Origin of the sequence: Curtobacterium pusillum, from assembly GCF_007673235.1 — a bacterium.
GTDB classification, from domain to species: domain Bacteria; phylum Actinomycetota; class Actinomycetes; order Actinomycetales; family Microbacteriaceae; genus Curtobacterium; species Curtobacterium pusillum_C.
Genome location: NZ_VDZH01000002.1, coordinates 577,955 through 597,843, shown reverse-complemented (window position 1 = coordinate 597,843; position 19,889 = coordinate 577,955). Strand labels below are relative to the sequence as shown.

15 protein-coding genes are annotated in these 19,889 nt (G+C 70.9%); 5 read left to right on the top strand and 10 right to left on the bottom strand.

What is annotated here, in order from left to right; genetic code table 11:
• Positions 1-3: 3 nt before the first annotated feature.
• The 5 genes from FS532_RS07625 to FS532_RS07605 form a co-directional block, all read right to left on the bottom strand.
• Entirely contained in the window at positions 4-1,149 is a 1,146-nt protein-coding gene (locus tag FS532_RS07625) for a cystathionine gamma-synthase (RefSeq protein WP_144752130.1), read from the bottom strand.
• A 59-nt stretch (positions 1,150-1,208) separates the two neighbouring features.
• A complete protein-coding gene (locus FS532_RS07620) occupies positions 1,209-2,573 on the bottom strand; it encodes a cystathionine beta-synthase (protein WP_144752126.1) in 1,365 nt (454 codons plus the stop codon).
• Between the two features lie 10 nt (positions 2,574-2,583).
• On the bottom strand, positions 2,584-4,017 hold the full coding sequence (locus FS532_RS07615) for a mechanosensitive ion channel domain-containing protein (protein ID WP_144752122.1): 1,434 nt from the start codon (positions 4,015-4,017) through the stop codon (positions 2,584-2,586).
• Positions 4,014-6,233 (bottom strand): adenylate/guanylate cyclase domain-containing protein, encoded by a 2,220-nt coding sequence (locus FS532_RS07610; protein ID WP_144752119.1) that lies wholly within the window; start codon positions 6,231-6,233, stop codon positions 4,014-4,016. Before FS532_RS07610 ends, FS532_RS07615 begins: the two co-directional genes overlap by 4 nt.
• Before the next feature lie 242 nt (positions 6,234-6,475).
• Complete coding sequence (locus FS532_RS07605) at positions 6,476-8,356, bottom strand: ABC transporter ATP-binding protein (RefSeq protein WP_260852616.1); 1,881 nt, start codon at positions 8,354-8,356, stop codon at positions 6,476-6,478.
• Positions 8,357-8,545: 189 nt separating this feature from the next.
• Between FS532_RS07605 and FS532_RS07600 the strand changes: the two genes are divergently transcribed.
• On the top strand, positions 8,546-9,970 hold the full coding sequence (locus FS532_RS07600; protein ID WP_144752116.1) for an amino acid permease: 1,425 nt from the start codon (positions 8,546-8,548) through the stop codon (positions 9,968-9,970).
• Between the two features lie 66 nt (positions 9,971-10,036).
• Here the strand turns inward: FS532_RS07600 and FS532_RS07595 are convergent, their stop codons facing one another.
• The 5 genes from FS532_RS07595 to FS532_RS07575 all read right to left on the bottom strand — a co-directional run bounded on the left by FS532_RS07595 (position 10,037) and on the right by FS532_RS07575 (position 14,892).
• Positions 10,037-11,083: a hypothetical protein gene (locus tag FS532_RS07595; RefSeq protein WP_144752113.1), complete on the bottom strand. Its 1,047-nt coding sequence runs from the start codon at positions 11,081-11,083 to the stop codon at positions 10,037-10,039.
• Positions 11,084-11,288: 205 nt separating this feature from the next.
• Positions 11,289-11,672 carry a 50S ribosomal protein L7/L12 gene (gene rplL / locus FS532_RS07590; RefSeq protein ID WP_058726969.1) on the bottom strand — a complete coding sequence of 128 codons (384 nt, stop codon included), beginning with the start codon at positions 11,670-11,672 and terminating at the stop codon, positions 11,289-11,291.
• Positions 11,673-11,723: 51 nt separating this feature from the next.
• Positions 11,724-12,239, bottom strand: coding sequence for a 50S ribosomal protein L10 (gene rplJ, locus FS532_RS07585; RefSeq protein WP_144752110.1), 516 nt, complete (start codon positions 12,237-12,239; stop codon positions 11,724-11,726).
• Positions 12,240-12,601: 362 nt separating this feature from the next.
• Entirely contained in the window at positions 12,602-14,155 is a 1,554-nt protein-coding gene (locus FS532_RS07580; protein WP_144752107.1) for a sensor histidine kinase, read from the bottom strand.
• Complete coding sequence (locus FS532_RS07575; RefSeq protein ID WP_144752104.1) at positions 14,152-14,892, bottom strand: response regulator transcription factor; 741 nt, start codon at positions 14,890-14,892, stop codon at positions 14,152-14,154. Before FS532_RS07575 ends, FS532_RS07580 begins: the two co-directional genes overlap by 4 nt.
• Positions 14,893-14,997: 105 nt before the next feature.
• On the opposite strand from FS532_RS07575, the gene FS532_RS07570 reads away from it, so the two are divergent.
• From FS532_RS07570 to FS532_RS07555, 4 genes are all read left to right on the top strand, one after another.
• Positions 14,998-16,056 (top strand): acyl-CoA dehydrogenase, encoded by a 1,059-nt coding sequence (locus tag FS532_RS07570; protein WP_186321951.1) that lies wholly within the window; start codon positions 14,998-15,000, stop codon positions 16,054-16,056.
• Positions 16,050-17,411: a PIG-L family deacetylase gene (locus FS532_RS07565; protein ID WP_144752101.1), complete on the top strand. Its 1,362-nt coding sequence runs from the start codon at positions 16,050-16,052 to the stop codon at positions 17,409-17,411. The genes FS532_RS07570 and FS532_RS07565 overlap by 7 nt, the downstream gene beginning before the upstream one ends.
• Positions 17,408-18,136, top strand: a complete 729-nt coding sequence (locus FS532_RS07560; protein WP_144752098.1) for a glycosyltransferase — start codon at positions 17,408-17,410, stop codon at positions 18,134-18,136. Before FS532_RS07565 ends, FS532_RS07560 begins: the two co-directional genes overlap by 4 nt.
• An 89-nt stretch (positions 18,137-18,225) precedes the next feature.
• Positions 18,226-19,758 (top strand): ABC transporter permease, encoded by a 1,533-nt coding sequence (locus FS532_RS07555; RefSeq protein WP_144752095.1) that lies wholly within the window; start codon positions 18,226-18,228, stop codon positions 19,756-19,758.
• Positions 19,759-19,889 lie beyond the last annotated feature (131 nt).

Sequence of the window (19,889 nt, the reverse complement as noted above, 5' to 3'; positions counted from 1 at the left end):
GCCTCAGCGCTGCAGCGCCTGCTGCAGGTCCGCGACGAGGTCGCCGGCGTCCTCGATGCCGACCGACAGGCGGACGACGTTCTCCGGGACGGCCAGTTCCGTCCCCTTCACCGAGGCGTGCGTCATCTCGCTCGGGTACCCGATCAGCGACTCGACGCCACCGAGGGACTCGGCGAGCGCGAACAGCTCCGTCGACTCGGCGAACCGCCGTGCGGCCTCGGGACCGCCCGAGAGCGCGACCGAGAGCATGCCGCCGAACCCGCGCATCTGGCGTGCGGCGACGTCGTGGCCGGGGTGGTCGGCGAGTCCCGGGTAGTAGACACGCTCGACGCCGGGCGCGGCGACGAGGGCCTCGGCCACGGCCTGCGCGTTCTGCGAGTGCCGCTCCATCCGGACCGCGAGCGTCTTGATGCCGCGGGTGGTCAGGAACGCGTCGAACGGCGACGAGACCGCGCCGGCGCCGAACTGCAGGAACTGGACCTTCGCGGCGAGTTCCTCGTCGGCGAGCACCACGGCACCACCGACGACGTCCGAGTGGCCGCCGAGGTACTTCGTGGTGGAGTAGACGACGACGTCGGCGCCGAGCGACAGCGGCTGCTGCAGGTAGGGCGACGCGAAGGTGTTGTCGACGACGACGAGCGCACCGGCCCCGTGACCGAGCTCGGCGAGGGCCGCGATGTCGGCGATCTTCATGAGCGGGTTCGTCGGCGTCTCGACCCACAGCACGGTCTGGTCCGGCGCGTCCTCGAGCGCGGCACGGACCTGGTCGAGGTCGCTCATGTCCACCACGACGAGCTCGACGCCCCACGGGACGTGCAACCGGCTCACCAGGCGGTGGGTGCCGCCGTACACGTCGTTGCCCATCACCACGCGGGCCCCGGGGACGAGGGCGGCGCGGAGCAGGGCGTCCTCGGCGGCCAGACCGGACGCGAAGGAGTACGCCGCGACGCCTCCGTCGAGGTCGGCGAGCAGGGTCTGCAGCGAGTCGCGCGTCGGGTTGCCGGCGCGGGAGTACTCGTAGCCGTTCCGCATGCCGCCGATGCCGTCCTGCACGTACGTGGACGTCAGGTGGATCGGCGGGATGACGGCGCCGGTGGGGCCGTCGGGCTCCTGTCCGGCGTGGACGGCACGGGTGCTGAACTCGGTCATGCGGGCTTCGTTCCTCGGTCGGTTCGGTCGGGTCGGTCGGATCGGGCGGGTCGGGCGGGTCACTCGGAGAGGTAGGTCAGGAGGTCGTGGCGGGTCAGGACGGTGACGGGCTTGCCGTCCTCGACCACCAGGAGCGCGTCGACGGACTCGAGCGCGCGACGGGCCGAGGACACCGACTCGCCGACACCGATGAGCGGCAGCGGCTCCCCCACGAAGCCGGTCAGGGCGTCCGCCATCTTCGCCGCGCCGGTGAAGACCTGCTCGAGCAGGTCCTTCTCCGCCACCGCGCCGACGACCTCGCCGATGACGACGGGCGGTTCCGCGCTGAGCACGGGCATCTGCGAGACGCCGTACTTCGTCATGATGTCGACGACCTCGCGCACGGTGTCCGCGGGGTGGGCGTGGACGAGGTCCGGCAGACGGCCGTCCTTGCCCGCGATGAGCGACCCGACGGTGCGCTCGTCGTCGGTCTCGGCGAAGCCGTAGGAGCGCATCCACCGGTCGTTGAAGATCTTGCCGAGGTAGCCGCGACCGCCGTCGGGCAGGAGCACCACGACGACGTCGTCCTCGGTGAGGTCCCGTGCGGCACGCAGGGCGGCGACGACGGCCATGCCGCTCGACCCGCCGACGAGCAGACCCTCTTCGCGCGCGAGGCGACGGGTCATCGCGAACGAGTCGGCGTCCGAGACGGCGATGATCTCGTCCGGCACGCCGGCGTCGTAGGCGTCGGGCCAGAAGTCCTCGCCGACGCCCTCGACCAGGTACGGCCGGCCGGTGCCGCCCGAGTAGACGGAGCCCTCCGGGTCGGCCCCGACGATGCGGACGCGTCCGTCGGAGGCCTCCTTCAGGAACCGGCCGGTACCCGAGATCGTGCCGCCCGTGCCGACGCCCGCGACGAAGTGGGTGATCTGCTGCTCGGTGTCGCGCCAGATCTCCGGACCGGTGGTCTCGTAGTGGCTGCGCGGGCCGTTCGGGTTCGCGTACTGGTTCGGCTTGTAGGCGCCCGGGATCTCGCGGACGAGCCGGTCGGACACCGAGTAGTAGGACTCGGGGTGCTCCGGCGGCACCGCGGTGGGCGTCACGACGATCTCGGCCCCGTACGCCGTCAGGACGTTCCGCTTGTCCTCGCCGACCTTGTCCGGCAGCACGAACACGCACCGGTACCCGCGCTGCTGGGCGACGAGCGCGAGCCCCACCCCGGTGTTGCCGGAGGTCGGCTCGACGATCGTGCCGCCCGGTCGCAGGTCACCGGAGGCCTCGGCCGCGTCGATGATCCGGGTGGCGATCCGGTCCTTCGAGGAACCGCCGGGGTTGAGGTACTCGACCTTCACGAGGACGGTCGCACGGACCCCCTCGGTCACCCGGTTGAGCTTGACGAGCGGGGTGTCGCCGACGAGGTCGACGACGGAGTTCGCGTATCGCACGCCGTCGAGTCTAGGCGGCGGACACCGTCTTCTGCTGGGACTCGACGTGTGCGGACACCGCGGCCGAGACCTCCTGCCGACGGCGGTCGATGACGTCGCCCATGTCCCGCGCGAGGGCCGGCGTCCCGCGCACGATCTGGTCGAGGGCGGTGGCGGGCACGACGAGGACGGCGACCTCGGTGAGCGCGACGGCGGTGGTGAGGAGTGCCTCCCGGGTGAGCGCCGTCTGGCCGAGGTAGTCCCCCGCCTCGACCCGCGTCGCCGGCAGCTGGGTGTCCTCGAACGGGACGCGCAGGTCGACGCTCCCCACGAGCACGAACCGCACGGCGTCGGGCACGGTGCCCGCGGTGACGATGGTCTCCCCCGCCGCGTACCGCTCGAGCCGTACGAGCGGGGCCATCGCGGTGGTGTCGTCCCCGGTCAGGTACAGGGTCGGGGCGATCGTCGCGAGCGCCTCGTCCCGCCGTTCGTCGGTGATGAAGTCGTCGGTGGTGTCGCCGTCCAGCCCGAGCCCCGCACGCCGGGCGGCGTACCAGAGCCACATCCGGAACTGGGCGAGCGCGTCCCCTTCCTGCGAGGGACCGCGCACCTCGAACGAGACCGTGTACCCGGACCCACCCGTCGGGACCGCGACCGGCTGGGTGCCCGGGTAGCGCTGCTGCAGGCCCGTCGCGACCCGCTGCAGGAGCGCGACCACGGCCGCCGGAGGGTCGTCCGTCGTGAACGTGACGTCGGTCGAGACCGGGAACGTGCCTCCCGTCCGGCTGAGGTTCGTGAACGACGCCCCCGCCAGCGAGGAGTTCGGCATGATCAGGATCCCGGCGCCCGTGTCGATGTGCACCGACCGCCAGTTCACCTCGACGACCCGGCCACGCACCCCGCCCGCGTCGAGCCAGTCGCCCAGCCGGAACGGCTGCTCGAACAGCAGGAACAGACCGGCGATGACCGGACCGACGGCGGACTGCAGCGCGAGACCGATGACGAGCGAGCCGACGCCGAGGGCCGTGAAGATCCCGCCGACGTCGGCGCCCCACACGATCTTGAACACGAGCGCGAGCCCGAGGGCGATGAGCACGATCCGGGCGATGTCCACGAAGATCGACGGGATCTTCTCGCGCCACGAGCCCTTCCGGGCGTTCGTGAACAGGACGATGTTCAGGCCGTTCAGCACGAAGACGATCACCAGGAAGCCGAGCACCGTGCCGATGATCTGGTTCACCACGGGCTTGCCCGGGTCGACCGCGTCGGTGACCTGCACGGACAGGATCAGGATCGCGATGATCGGTACGACGGCGTTCCGGAGCAGCCCGATCACCTTGTGCAGCGAGTTGCCGCGGCGCTCGAGGTTCGACTGCAGCTCCGTCAGGATCAACAGCAGCAGCGGGAGCCCGACGATCACGCTGATCGCGGGCCAGAACCAGGGCTGCTCCCAGAACGCGGTCACGATGCGCTCCGCTCGAGACGCCAGATCCGCTGCGGGCCGGCCTGGGTCTGGACCTCACCGACGTCCTGCACGCCGCCGCGGTCACCGAGCTTGTCCACGACCCGCTGCGTCGCGTACACACCGGGCGTCGGCGCGATGCCCTGCACGCGGTACGCCAGGCTCACGGCGTCGCCCCACATGTCGTAGACGATGCTCGACCGGCCGACCAGACCGCTCGTGACCTGGCCGGTGTCGATGCCGGCACGGAGACCGATCTTCGCCCCGTGCTGGGCGTTGAACCGTTCGAGGACGCCCTGCGCCTCTTCGGCCCAGTCGACGACCCGACGGACGTTGTCGACCCGCGGCACGCTCAGGCCGCAGCTGGCGAGGTAGCCGCTCCGCGTCGTGCGGACCCGCTCGATGCCGTGCCGGCCGGCTGCCTCGTCGAGGGAGCGCCACACGTCGTTCACGAGCGACAGGGACTCCTCGGCGGTGAGCCCGGACGCGAACTCGTCGAATCCGATGATGTCCGCGTAGACGACGGCGACGTCCTGGTGGTCGGCCGCGATGGTCTCGTCGCCCTGCTTGTAGCGGCGCGCGACCTCCTCGGGCATCAGGGTCAGCAGCAGCGTGTCGTTCTGCCGTCGCTGTTCGTCGAGCAGGTCCTGTTTCACCTGCAGGCTGCGACTCATGTCGTTGAACGCCAGGCCGAGGTCGCCGATCTCGTCGCCGGCCTTCGTCTTCACCTCGACGCCGAGGTCACCCGAACTCACCCGGTTCACCGCCGTCTGCAGGCGCCGGATCGGTCGGACGAACACCTGCGCCAAGAGCAGCGACAGCAGGCTCACGAGCACGATGATGCCGACCAGGGCGAGGCCGATGTTGCGCGCGAAGTCGTTCACGGGCGCGAACGCCTCGGAGGTGTCCGTCTGTGCGACGACGACCCACCGGAGGCCATCGACCTCGAGCGGGGCGTACGCCGACAGGACCTCCTTCCCGCGGTAGTCCGTCGAGATCACCGTCCCCGACTTGCCCTGCAGCGCCCGGGTCACCGGGGTGGTGTTCACCTCCTGCAACAGGACGGAGCCCTTCACCGCGACCTGGCGGGCCGCCGTCGACGGTGCCGTCCCGGCAGCGACGACGTCGCGCTGGTACTGCTTCGGGTGCTCGATGAGCTGGCGCGGGTACGACCGCATGAGGTGGTCGGCGCCGACGAGGTACGACTCCCCGGTGTCGCCGAGGCCGTCGTCCTTCCACTGGTCGTTGCCCGTCATGACGTTGTTGACGAGGCTGATCGGCACCTGGACCGCCATCACGCCGATGATCTTGCCGTCCTCCCCCACCGGCGACATCACCCAGAGCGTCGGGACGTTGAGGCTCGGTACGTACCGGGCGAAGTCGGTGACCACGAAGTCATCCGAGCTCGTCAGCTGCAGGGCCTGCTGGTACCCGGCCGCGAGGTTCGAGTCGCGGTACGGCCCGCTGTCGAGGTTCGTCCCGAGGTCCGCGCCGGAGTACGCCGAGTAGACGACGTCCCCGTCGGTGTTCATGAGCAGCAGGTCCTCGTACCCCGCGGCCTCCACCGCCTGCTGGAAGTACGACTGGTACTCCGCGTGCGCCCTCGACCAGGCGCTGCCGTCACCGGCGTCGTCCTGCTCGATGGCCTTGTCGTAGTCGTTGAACGGCGCCGTGTACCGCGCCTGCAGGTAGGCCTGCGGATCCTCGGTCGGCGCGAACTGGTCCGGGTTCGCGGTCCCACCGGAAGCCTTGTCGAGCTGCGGCACGAAACTGTCCCGGTACCAGGCGTCGACCTTCGTGTGGTCGTCGTCCGACACCGGCCGCGACTGCAGGTCGTCCCACCCGGACTCGAACGCCTTCGTCGCGCCGATCACGCTCTCGTTGCGGGTCTGGGCCACCACCGACTGGGTGAACTGCCCGAACGAGCGCTTGAGCTCCGTGATCCTGGCCTCGCGCAGGGACGTCACCTGGTTGAACGCGGCGTTCTCGAGCGAGTTCCGGCCGTTCAGGTAGCCGACCACGCCGACCACGAGCGAAGCCAGGATGCTCACGGCGAGGAGCATGACCAGCAGTTTCGACTGGATGTCCAGCGACCCGCTCGTGAGGAACGCGCGCAGCTTGCCCTTCTTGCGCGGTGCGTCCTCGACGACACGTGGCGCGTCGGAGCCGACGGGGCCGGTCGGGGGGATGGGATCGGACGTCGGTGGGACTGCGGTCACTTCGAACTCCGCTCAGGGGCACGGGCGCAGGTGCGCGTGCGTCCACAGGTACCACACGAGTAACACTCGTGTCAGCGTGTCCGCCGAATCAGTCTCCGTCGGGTCGTCGCGAGTCGACGGTCGTCGCGAGCCGACGGTCGACGGTCGTCGGACTGGAGGCGCGTGGCGGCGCCGCCACGCGCCTCCGGTCCGTTCGTCGGTCGCGTCTGCGTGCCGTGGTGACGTCGCCTGCGGTGGCCGGGTCAGCTGCCCAGCGCGTCAGCCGGTGCGTTCTGCTGGTGGTGCAGCATCGCGTAGATGCCGTCGCGCGCCAGGAGTTCCTCGTGACTGCCCTGTTCGACGATCTGCCCGTGGTCGAGGACGAAGACGACGTCGGCGTCGCGGATCGTCGACAGGCGGTGCGCGATCGAGATCGTCGTGCGGCCCGCCGCCGCGTTGTCGAGGGCCGTCTGCACCACGCGCTCGGAGATGGAGTCGAGGGCGCTCGTCGCCTCGTCGAGGACGAGCACAGGCGGGTCCTTGAGCAGCACGCGTGCGATCGCGATGCGCTGCTTCTCGCCGCCGGACAGGCGGTACCCGCGCTCCCCCACCACGGTGTCGTAGCCGTCCGGGAACGACGCGATCGTCTCGTGGATGTTCGCCGCCCGAGCTGCTTCCTCGAGTTCGGCGTCGGTGGCGTCGGGCTTCGCGTAGCGCAGGTTGTCGCCGATCGTGGCGTGGAACAGGTAGGTCTCCTGGCTGACGATGCCGACGTGGCGCATGAGGTCCTCGTGTGCCAGGTCGCGGACGTCCTGCCCGGCGAACCGCACCGAACCCGCGGTGGCCTCGTAGAGGCGCGGCACGAGGTACGAGACGGTCGTCTTGCCCGCGCCGGACGGTCCCACGAAGGCGGCGAACTGGCCGGGCTGGAGCTCGAACGACACCCCACGAAGAGTGGGCTTGTCGGCCTCGCCGTCCGGGTACGTGAACGTCACGTCGTCGAACGCCACGTGCCCGACGCGGGACTCGTCGACGGGCTTCGCGGTGGGCGGGTCGGTGATCGCGGGCTTGAGGTCGAGGTACTCGAAGATGCGGGCGAACAGCGCGCCGGAGGTCTGCAGGTCGAGGACGACGCGGAGCAGGCCGACCGTCGGGAACAGCAAGCGGGACTGCACGGTCGTGAACGCCACGATCGTCCCCGCCGTGATCGGGACGTCGCCGATGATGAGGTACGCGGCGACCACGTAGATGATCGCCGGGATGATCGACAGGAAGATCGACACGATCGCGAAGAACCACTGCCCCGACATCTGCTGGCGGACCTGCAGGCGGATCTGGTTGCGGTTCTCGTTGCCGTAGCGCTGCGTCTCCGCACGCTGCTGGTTGAAGCTCTTCGCGAGCAGGATGCCGGAGACGCTCAGTGCCTCCTGCGTGATCGCGGTCATGTCCGACAGCGACTCCTGCGTCTGCGCGGCGATCTTCGCGCGGACCTGGCCGACCCGTCGCTGCGCGATCACCAGCAGGGGCAGCAGGATGACCGCGACGAGGGTCATCTGCCAGCTGAGGAGCAGCATCGCGACGACGGCGGCGATCACCGTCACGGTGTTGCCCAGGATCGACGAGATCGTGTTGTTCAGCACGCTCGCGACGCCACCGACGTCGTTCTGCAGGCGCGACTGGATCACGCCGGTCTTCGTGCGGGTGAAGAACGCGAGCTCCATCCGCTGGAGGTGCCCGAACAGGCGCATGCGCATCGAGCCCATGACCTTGTTGCCGACGGTCGCGGTCAGGTAGGTCTGCCAGACGCCGAGCCCGGCGCTCGCGATCCAGAGCGCCACCATCGCGCCGACGAGGACGTACAGCACGGGCATGTCCGGGCCGCCGCCGCCCTTCGGGAACAGCCCCTCGTCGAACGCCCGCTGGGTGAGGAGCGGTGGGATGACCGAGATCGCGGCCCCGATGAGGACCAGCACGACCGTGAGGATGATCGCGTTCCGGTGCGGCACGAACAGCCCGGCGATGCGCTGGACGAGGTGCGGGATCTTCGGGGCCTCGGCGTTGGCGGCCTTCTGGGCCTCGAAGTCGCCGCTCGAGATCCGCCCGCCGCCCCGGCCGCCACCGCCGCCGCGCATGCCGCCGTGCATGCTCACGACGCGTCACCCCTGTCCATGCTGCCAACCTAGCCCTGGGCCCGGACATCGGCGGGGTCCGGCCCGGTCCTGGTCCATTCGACCGTGTTCAGGGTTCATTTGACCGTGTTCGGGGTTCATTTGACCCTGTTCAGGGGGCATGCGACCATTTCCCGTCCCCTTCCCCGCACCACTCGAGGTCCCATGACGTCCGCGCCCACCCGCCCCACGTCCCTGCGCGCACAGCTCGCCCGCCGCAAGCCGATCGAGCAGCTGCAGGCCGAGGCCGCGGCGGGGGTGAACGGGGAGCCGCTCCGCCGGTCGCTCGGTGTCTGGCACCTTACGATGATCAGCGTCGGCGCGACCCTCGGCACCGGCATCCTCGTGGTGCTCGGTACCGCCGTCCCCCTCGCGGGCCCGGCGGTCTGGATCTCGTTCGTGGTCGCCGGTGTCGCGGCGCTGCTGTCGGCCCTGTCGTACGCCGAGATGGCAGGTGCGGTGCCGACGTCGGGGTCGAGCTACTCGTACACGTACGCCACCATGGGCGAGGGGATCGCCTGGGTGTGCGGGTGGTGTCTCGTGCTCGAGTACGCCGTGTCCGTCGCCGCCGTCGCGGTGGGTGCGAGCGAGTACGTCGACGAGACCCTGCGCGTGTTCGGGCTCCACCTGCCCGCAACGCTGTCGGCCCCTCCGGGTGAGGGCGGCGTGGTCAACCTGCCGGCGGCGGTCCTGGTCCTGCTCGCCACCGCGATCCTGCTGCCCGGCGCGCGGGAGAGCGCCTGGGTGAACACCGTCATGGTCATCGTGAAGATCGCCCTGCTCGTGTTCTTCGTCGTCGTGGCGTTCTCGGCGTTCCAGGCGCAGAACTTCGAGCCGCTCGCGCCGATGGGTGCCGCCGGGGTGACCGCCGCGGCGTCCCGACTGTTCTTCTCGTACATCGGTTTCGATGCCGCCTCGACCGCCGGCGAAGAGGCGAAGAACCCCCGCCGCGACCTCCCCCGCGCCATCATCGGGTCGATCGCGCTCATCACGGCGCTGTACATCCTCGTGGCCATCGCCGCGATCGGTGCCCGGTCGTGGACGTCGTTCTCGTCGACCGAGGCCTCGCTCGTGCGCATCGTCGTCGACGTCACCGGCCAGCCGATCGTCGCGCTCGTCTTCTCGGTCGGCGCCGTGATCGCGATCGCCAGCGTGGTGCTCACCGTGCTCTACGGGCAGACCCGCATCCTGCTGACGATGGCCCGAGACGGCCTCGTGCCGAAGGTGTTCGGCCGGGTGTCGCACCGCACCGGCACCCCGATCGCGAACACCCTCATCATCGGGCTCGTCGTCACGGTCGTCGCCGCGCTCGTGCCCCTCGGGGAGCTCGCGGACGCGACGAGCATCGGCACCCTCGTGGCCTTCGCACTGGTGAACGTGTCCGTCATCGTGCTCCGTCGCACCCGGCCCGACCTCGAGCGGTCCTACCGGGTGCCGCTGTTCCCCGTCGTGCCGATCCTCGGCGCGCTCTGCTGCGTGCTGCTGGCGGTGTTCCTCGGCGTCGGTACCTGGATCGCCTTCGGCATCTGGATGGTCGCCGGCGCCGCGCTCTACCTGGCCTACGGCCGCCGCCACAGCACCCTGCGCTGACGCGGGCCGCGCTGCGCTGCGCTGCGCTGCAGGCGGCGCTACCGAGTTCACGCGCTGGGCGACACTTCACGCCCGCTGCCGCCCGTGATCTGTCGCCCAGCCAGCGAAGTTCGCTGTCCACAGGTGCCAGTCCACAGCACCACCGTCCACAGATCGCGGTCGGACCCCTCGCACCGGGGCGTCAACCGTGAGTCTGGCCCCATGAACGCTCACGTCCAGCGACCACCTCTGCATCGGGCGACAGCTGCTGATCCGTCGCACGCCCGGATGCTCCAACGTCGACACGCGGCGGGGGCACTCGTCCGGCTCATCGCAGGCGTGTACATCGGAACCGGCGACTGGGATCGACTCGACACGGTCGGCCGACACCTCGCCCGGGCTCGCGCGGTTGCCCCGCGACTGCGTCCAGGGTCGGTCTTCTCCCACATCAGCGCAGCGCTCATCCACGGCTGGCCACTCGTCGGCGACGCACCCGACCTCGTACACGTCACCGATCCTGCGATCCCCTCCATCCAGCACCGTGCGGGATGCATTCGCCACCCGATCAACGGCATCCCTCGCAACGATGGACGCACCTTCGAGGGTGTTGCGGTCACGTGCACACTCGACACCGCTGTCGACGTGATCAGGACCTGCGCACCCCACGTCGCAGCGACCGCCGTCGATGCCGCCGTTCGTCAGGGCGCCCTCTGCCCAGCCGAGCTCGGCCAGGCCCTGCCGTCCCGTCCGGCGCGGGGGTCCGTCCGTGCTGAGACCGTTCTCGCAGCGCTCGATGCTCGACACGAGTCCGTCGGTGAGTCGTTCGCCGCGGTCCGGTTCGTCCAGCTCGACCTCCCGCCCTGCGAACCGCAGGTCGAGTTCCGCCACCCAGACGGTTCCGTCGATCGAGTCGACTTCTGGATCCCGTCGCTCGGTATCGTCGTCGAGTTCGACGGGCGTCAGAAGTACGTCGATACGTCGATGCTCGATGGCCGCGATCCGGCCGACGTGCTCTGGGCAGAGAAGCGCCGGGAGGACCGACTCCGCGTCCACCCCATGGTCCGGACCGTCATCCGCGTCACATGGTGGCACCTCGTCGAACTGGACAGGCTCCGCGCGCTCTTCCGTGCTCATGGCGTCCGGGTCTGATCGAACGTCCTCACGTCCTCACGTCCTCAGCGACACTTCACGGGCGACACACGGCGTGAGATGTCGCTCAGCGCGAAAGGTCCCCAGCGGCTGCCAGGGGCGCCCGCGCTCCGCCCCACCCGACCCCACACACAAGACGAAGGCCGCCGCCCCCGGAGGGGCAGCGGCCTTCGTGACCGAACGGTCGAGACTACGCGAGCTCGATCGTGGCGCCGGCGGCCTCGAGGGCCTCCTTGGCCTTGTCAGCGGTCTCCTTGTTGACACCCTCGAGGATCTTGGCGTCGGCGGTCTCGACGAGCGCCTTGGCCTCACCGAGGCCGAGCGACGTCAGGCCACGGACCTCCTTGATGACCTGGATCTTCTTGTCACCAGCGGACTTGAGGACGACGTCGAACTCGGTCTTCTCCTCAGCGGCCTCGGCCGGAGCAGCGGCGCCGGGGGCGGCAGCAGCGGCGACCGGGGCGGCCGCGGTGACCTCGAAGACCTCTTCGAACTTCTTCACGAAGTCCGAGAGCTCGATGAGCGTGAGCTCCTTGAAGGCCTCGATGAGCTCGTCCTGCGAAAGCTTCGCCATGATTTTCTCCTACTACTAGCTAGTACGTGTGGTTGATGAACGCGTGCCTGATCAGGCCGCGGACTCCTGCTTCTCGCGAAGGGCGTCCACGGTGCGGACGGCCTGCGAGAGGGGTGTCTGGAACAGGTACGCAGCACCGAACAGCGAGGCCTTGAAGGCGCCGGCGAGCTTGCCGAGCAGAACTTCACGGGACTCGAGGTCGGCGAGCTTGTCCACCTCGGTCGCGGAGAGCGGGTTACCGTCGAAGTAACCACCCTTCACCACGAGCTCGGGGTTCGCCTTGGCGAATGCACGCAGCGACTTCGCGACGGCGACGGTGTCACCGTGGACGAAGGCGAGAGCGGACGGGCCGGCGAGTTCGTCGTCGAACGACGAGATGCCGGCGTTGTTCGCCGCGATCTTGGTCAGCGTGTTCTTCACCACGGCGTACGTGGCGTGCTCACGGATCGAGTTGCGGAGCTCCTTGAGCTGCGCGACCGTGAGACCGCGGTACTCGGTGAGCAGAACGGCGTTCGAGCTACGGAAGGACTCCGTGAGCTCGGCGACCGCAGCTTCCTTGTTCGCCATGGTTCTCCTTGGGGGTCTTGCCGGCAGCCCCAGGTCCACGAACGAAAAAAGCTCCGGCGCAGAGGCTCGGAGCTGCTCCCCCGAGAACGGAAGGAGTGGTTCGGAACACCTGCGCGGGATGCCTCTCCGGGAGAGGACCTTCGGTCACGCTGCAAGCAGCACGACATCCGGCGGTCTTTGGCTTCGAGAACTGTACCAGATGCCGTGGACGGCACCAAACACCGGACTGGAGGCGCGGTGCGGGCCCGCCCCGTGCCTCCAGTCCGTTAGTCGGTGCGTTCTGACCCATCGCGCGCGCGATGGAAAGCGGAAACGCGCGTAGGAGGCAGGAAGAAGCTGCCTCCTACGCGCGGTTCGGCCTCCTACGCGCGGTTCGGCACGTCGGACCACGTGTCGGCGTCGGGCACCTCGGGCACCGCAGGCACCTCGGTCTCCTCGCGCACCGCCGCCCCGGGCGCGGGCGCAGCGGGCGCGGCCGGCTGCTCCGCGGGCAGGTGCACCGTGAACACGGTGTCCCCCGGCTCGCTCGTCACGTCCACGGACCCGCCGTGCGCCTGCACGACCGCGTCCACGATCGCGAGCCCGAGCCCCGTCGATCCCGCGGAACGGGAGCGCGAGCTGTCAGCCCGGGCGAACCGTTCGAACAGCTTCGGCAGGAACTCCGGGTCGATGCCCTGTCCGGTGTCCCGCACGGTGAGGTCCACGCCGGAACCCGACTCCGACGGCGCGAGTCCGACGGTGATGCGGGTGCCGTCCGGGGTGTGGGTCCGGGCGTTGGTGACGAGGTTGACGATGACCTGGTGCAACCGCGCGGCATCGCCGACGACGACCACGGGCGCGTCGGGGACGTCGACCTCGATCGGGTGCTCGGGCGACGCGGCGTGGGCGTCGTTCACGGCGTCGAACACGAGCCCGGTCAGGTCCACGTCGTCGAACTGGATCTCGCGGCCCTCGTCGAGGCGGGCGAGGAGCAGCAGGTCCTCGACCATCGAGGTCATCCGGATCGACTCGGACTCGATGCGGCCCATCGCGTAGACGACGTCCTTCGGCAGGTCGCCGCCCATGCGTCTGGTGAGCTCGGCGTACCCGCGGACCGATGCCAGCGGGGTGCGGAGCTCGTGCGAGGCGTCGGCGACGAACTGCCGGACCTTCTGCTCGGAGCGCTCGCGCGCCTGCATGGCACCGGCGATGTGCCCGAGCATCCGGTTGAAGGCGCTGCCGACGCGGCCGACCTCGGTGCGGGGATCGGTGTCGGGGACGCGGACGTCCTGCAGGGCGTCGCTGCGCTCGAGCGGCATCCGCGCGACGGTGGAGGCGGTCTCGGCGACGCGCTCGAGCGGCCGCAGGGATCGGCGGACGACGACCGCGGCGACCACGGACGCGGCGACCAGGGCTGCGGCGACGACCAGGATGACGACGACGAGCAGTGACCGGACGCTCTCGTAGACGGGCGACATCGGGAGGCCGACCACCAGGACAGCGTTGCCGAGCACCGGGTTGTCGACCTGCACGGCGGCGACACGGTAGCGCCCGAGCGATCCCTTGAGGTCCATCGTCGCGGGGTCCACGCCGACCTTGACGTCGCCGAGCCGATCGAGCTGCTCCGTAGTCAGGGCGGAACGGGAACTGTCCTCGTTCAGCACGATGCCACCGGCGCCGCCACCGGTCACGTAGTACGCGGTGAGCGTCCCGGCTGCCTGCCCGAGCGGCTGGAGCGAGTCGTCGTTCGGCCGCTGGCCGTTCGGATCGCCCTGGCCGAACTTCGTGCTCGCGCGGCTCGTCGCCTTCTGCAGCTGACCGTCGATCGTGCCCGTCTGGATCGACGCGAGCGCGATGATGCTGCCCGCGCCGATGACCGCGCTGACGGCGACGACGAGCGCGACGATGCTCAGGACGAGCCGGCGGCGGAGGGTCACGAGGTGGGCTTGATGACGTACCCGACGCCGCGCACCGTGTGGATCATCGGGGTCTCGCCGGCGTCGATCTTCTTGCGCAGGTACGAGATGTAGATCTCGACCACGGAGGACTTGCCTCCGAAGTCGTACGACCACACGCGGTCGAGGATCTGCGCCTTCGACAGCACGCGGCGCGGGTTGCGCATGAGGAAGCGGAGGAGCTCGAACTCGGTGGCGGTCAGCTCGATCGAGCGGCCGGAACGGGAGACCTCGTACGACTCCTCGTCGAGCACCAGGTCGCCCACGACGATGCGCGAGTCTCCCGCCTCGGAGATCGAGATCTGCGACCGACGGATGAGACCGCGCAGCCGCGCCACCACTTCCTCCAGGGAGAACGGCTTCGTGACGTAGTCGTCGCCCCCCGCGGTGAGGCCGGTGACGCGGTCCTCCACGGAGTCCTTCGCGGTGAGGAACAGGACCGGGGTGTCGTCGTTGTTCTGCCGCAGCCGACTGAGCACCTGCAGGCCGTCGAGGTCCGGCATCATGACGTCGAGCACCATGGCGTCCGGCTTCCACTCGCGCGCCGTCGTCAGTGCGTCCTGCCCGCCGCTCGCGCTCTTGACGTCCCAGCCCTCGTAGCGGAGCGCCATGGACAGGAGGTCGGTGAGGCTGGCCTCGTCGTCGACGACGAGGATGCGCAACGGGGTTCCGTCGGCACGCGTGAGGCGCGGGGCTGCTGCAGGCTGGGAGATGGTCACGTCTTCGAGTATCGAGAGTTTCCTATGAGCGGTCTGTGGAGCGACCGTCGACGCTCTGTGGATTCCCGAGCAGGCACTCGGTGTCCGCTCCGTACCGTGAGCGGCATGCTCCGATCCTCGGCCTGGCCGGCCTCCGCCCGCACCGTCGACACCGCTCGGCTCGAGGAGTCCGCGCGGGTCACGGCGTCGTCCGGGAGGCACGGCTCGGCCCCGGCGGACCGACTCGCGTTCGCCCGGTCGGTCGCCTCCAGTGCCCCACTCCTGTCCGCCGGGACGGCCGGCGGGGCCTTCGCGGCACTCGCGGCCGTCGGCGCGGCCGACGTCGCCCTCGCGCGCACGGTCGAGCCGCACCTCGACGCGCTCGGGATCCTCGCCCAGGCCGGCGTCCCCGCGCCGGAGGGCTCGACGTGGGGCGTGTTCGCCGCCGAGGGACCGGGGCTGCGACTCACGGCGACGTCGGGCGGAACCGGCGGCTCGTTCGCGCTCGACGGCACGAAGCCGTGGTGCTCGCTCGCGTCGACGCTCTCGAACGCGCTCGTCACCGCCCACGTCGGGGACGAGCGGCAGCTGTTCGCGGTCGACCTCCGGCAGGACGGTGTGACCGTGCACGACGAGGCCTGGGTGGCGCGGGGCATGCCCGACGTGCCGAGCGGGCCGGTCGACTTCGCCGGGGTGCACGCCACGCCCGTCGGGGCTCCCGGCTGGTACCTCACGCGACCGGGCTTCGCGTGGGGCGGGATCGGCGTCGCGGCGTGCTGGTGGGGTGGGGCGGTCGGGCTCGGACGGGTCCTCCGCGACCTCGCCGCCGCTCGTCCGGACTCGGAGCTGCTGCAGGCGGCCCTCGGGGCGACGGTCGCGGACCTCGCCGACGCCGAGGACGCCCTCGCCGACGCCGCTGCCCGGATCGACGGTTCCGATCCGGCGTCGACGTCCGACGACGACTGGTCGCTGCTCGCCCAGGTCGTGCGCTCGCGCGTCCGCCGGGCCGTCGACGCCGTCCGGCACCGGGTGGTCGCGACGATCGGTCCCGCTCCCCTGACGTCCGACCCGGCGATCGCGGCACGGGTCGCGGACCTCGAGCTCTACGTCCTGCAGGACCACGGCGAACGGGACCTCGCCCGCATCGGCCGGATCGTCGTCGAGCGCGGCGGTGTCGCGTGGTGAGCTTCGACCACCGCGAGCCGGGCACCGACCCCGCGGACTGGACGGCCTTCCTGGACTCGGTCGCCGCACGGCCCCTGCGGCTCGACGCGGTCGCCTCGGTCGTGGTCGTCGCGCCGCACCCCGACGACGAGACCCTCGGGGCCGGCGGGCTGATCGCGACCGCCGCCGACGCCGGTGTCCCCGTGCACGTGCTGCTCGTCACCCACGGCGAGGGCTCGCACCCGGACTCGCCGAGCACCACCCCCGAGGATCTCCGGTCGATCCGAGACACCGAGTTCCGGGCGGCGCTGGCCGTCCTCGCCCCCGCGGCGAGCGCCACGGTCCTCGGCGTGCCGGACGGCGGGCTGCGCGAGCACCCGGACGTCCTCCGGGCGGCGCTGACCGAGCGGCTCGCGGGCGTCGACGGCCCCGTTATCGTCGTCGCACCGTGGCGCGGGGACGGGCACCGGGACCACCGGATCGCGGGCGAGGTCGCCGCGGACGTCGTGTCGCACGCGACCGGGTCGGCGCTGCTCGAGTACCCGGTCTGGGCGTGGCACTGGGATGAGCCGTCAGCCCCCGCGGCGCCGTGGGACCGCGCCCGATCACTGGCGCTGTCGTCGGCGGTCCTCGGTCGGAAGCGCGCCGCACTGGACGCGTACCCGTCGCAGACCCGGCCACTGTCGCCGGCACCGGGTGACGAGGCGATCGTGGACGACCGGCACGCGGCGCACCACCTCCGCCCGACGGAGTGGTTCTTCGCCGAGTCCCCGGCGCAGTCGTCCCGCTCGCGGGAGTCGTTCGACGCCCACTACGAGCGGAAGCCCGAGGGGTGGGACTTCGACGGTTCCTGGTACGAGCGACGGAAGCGTGCGGTGACGCTGGCGGCCCTCCCCCGCGAGCGCTACCGGTCCGCGCTCGAGCTCGGCTGCGCAACGGGCGTGCTCACCGCCGAGCTGACCGAGCGCGCCGACGCCGTGCTCGGGACCGACATCGCCGCGGCACCGCTGGAACGTGCGCAGCTCCGGGCGCCGGCCGCACGGTTCGTCCAGGCCCAGCTGCCGACCGAGTGGCCGGGTGGGCGGTGGGACCTCGTCGTGATGTCCGAGGTCGGCTACTACCTGTCGCCCGCCGACCTCGACGCGACCATCGACCGGGTGCTCGGGTCCCTGGACGACGACGGCGTCCTGGTCGCCTGTCACTGGCGACACCCGGACGACGACGCCGTGACCTCGGGCGACGTCGTGGACGCCCGACTCGCGGAGCGGTGGCCGCGACCGGCGCTCGTCCGGCACGTCGAAGAGGACTTCGTCCTGAGCGTGTTCCCCGGCCCGGCGGTGGTCTCCGTCGCGACGACCGAGGGCCTGACCCCGTGAGGCTCCCCGCGCGCATCGACGTCGTCGTCCCGGCGCACGACGAGGAGTCCGGCATCGGCGGCTGCACCGAGGCCCTGGCCGACGCGGTCCGGGTCCTGCGGCGAGCGCACCCCACCGTCGAGGTGTCGGTGGTCGTCGTCCTGGACGGCTGCACGGACCGGACGGCAGCCGTCCTGCGGTCGACGGCCGCCGCGGACCCGCTCTGGGCCGCGGTCCCCCTCGAAGTCGTGGAGACCGCGCACCTCGGCGTCGGTCGGGCCCGGGCCGTGGGGACCACCCGCGCCCTCGCGACCGGCCCGGAGCCGTCCGAGCGGTGGACGGCCCACACCGACGCCGACTCCCGCGTCGACCCGGCCTGGCTCGTCCAGCAGGTCGCAGCGCACGCGGACGGCGCCCACGTCCTGGTCGGCGCGGTCGTCCCGGACCCGGACGACCTCGACCCCGTGGTCCTCGCCCGCTGGACGCACGCGCACCCGCCGGGCTCGACGCTCGGCCACGTGCACGGCGCGAACCTCGGGATCCGCGGCGACGTGTGCCTGGCGATCGGCGGCTTCGACCCGGTGCCCGAGCACGAGGACGTCCGGCTCGTCGAACGTGCGCGGGCTCTCGGGTTCGACGTCCAGGCCACGACCGACCTCCCCGTGGTGACGAGCGGCCGGTTCGACGGTCGGACACCCGGTGGGTACGCCGAGCACCTCCGGCGGACGTACGGCGACGCGAGCTGAGGGTCCCTTAGACAGCTCATAGGGACCGGCAGCGCCGCTCATCGACTGCCTCCCTACGGTCTCCTCGACCCCAACACCGAGGAGAACCAATGTTCCTGACCTACCTCAGGCGCGAACTCACGAACCGCAAGAAGCAGACCGTCATCATCGCGATCGGCATGGCGCTCGCCATCGCACTCGTGGTCATCGTGTCCTCGATCGCGGGCGGCGTGAAGGCCGCGCAGGCGAGTGTGCTGCAGTCCGTGTACGGCGTCGGCACGGACATCACCGTGACGAAGACCGAGACCCCGACCGGCTCGTCCACCGGCCGCCCGAGCTTCGACTTCGGCAGCCAGGGCAGCTCCGGCAGCGGCAGCGGCTCGACCGACCTGTCGCAGTCCCGGCTCGCCGTGTCCCGCGGGTCCAGCACGCTCAGCGCCTCGGACGTCAAGACCGTCACGAGCACGAGCGGGGTCAAGGCGGCGACCGGTGTCCTGACCCTGGAGAACAGCACGTTCTCGGGCCAGGTCCAGCAGCAGTCGGACAGCAGCAGCTCGAGCGACAGCAGCGGCACCTCGACCCAGCAGGGTCCGCCGAGCGGTGGCGAGGGCGGCGGCGGCTTCGGCGGCGGATCGTTCAGCGTCGACTCGTTCACCGTGACGGGCATCCCGGTGTCCGGCGATGCCGTCGGGCCGCTGACGAGCACAGAGCTCACGAAGGGCCGGACGTTCACGAGTGCCGACGCGGGCAAGGACGTCGTCGTGCTCGACGCCAGCTACGCGAAGAGCGAGTCGAAGGCCGTGGGCGACACCGTCTCGATCGGCGGGAAGGACTTCACGGTCATCGGGATCGTCTCGTCGACCGGTTCGTCGTCGACCACCGGATCGAACACGTACATCCCGCTCGACACCGCGCAGACCCTGGCCGACCTCGACGGCAAGGTCACCTCGATCTACGTCTCCGCCGAGTCGTCCTCCGACGTGAGCACGATCAAGTCCGCGCTGCAGAAGCAGCTCACCAGCGCGACCGTCTCCACCGAGGCCGACCTCGCGTCGAGCGTGTCCGGGTCGCTGAGCACCGCATCGAACCTCGTGTCGAACCTCGGCACCTGGCTGTCGATCGTCGTCCTCGCCGCGGCGTTCCTCATCGCCATCCTCTTCACCATCTCCGGCGTGACCCGTCGCACCCGTGAGTTCGGCACCCTCAAGGCGATCGGCTGGTCGAACGGCCGCATCACCCGGCAGGTGGCGGGCGAGTCCCTCGTGCAGGGGCTCATCGGCGGGGTGATCGGCGCCGCCGCCGGCCTCATCGGCATCCTCGTGGTGAACGTCATCGCCCCGACGATCTCGGCGAGCGCCACGAGCTCCACGAACCGCGGCGGAGCAGGCGGCGGGATGCCCGGTGGTGCAGCGACGGCAGCGGCCGGCAGCGGCACCACGGGCGGCGCACCGGCCGGTGGCTTCGGCGGCGGCGGGGCGAGCACCGCCTCGACGACCGACGTGGTCCTGCACGCCCCGGTCACGGTCGAGGTGATCCTGCTCGCGATCGGCCTGGCGATCCTCGGCGGACTCATCGCCGGCGCCCTCGGCGGCTGGCGCGCGAGCCGGCTCCGTCCGGCCGAGGCCCTGCGGAGCGTGGCCTGATGACCGGGCCGGCCACCGGCACGACACCGGTCCCCGAACCGACCACCGCACCCGAACCGACGACGCGCCCCGAAGGAGCAACCGTGACCGACACCGACGTGACCAGCAGCGCGACCGCACCGTCCGCTGCG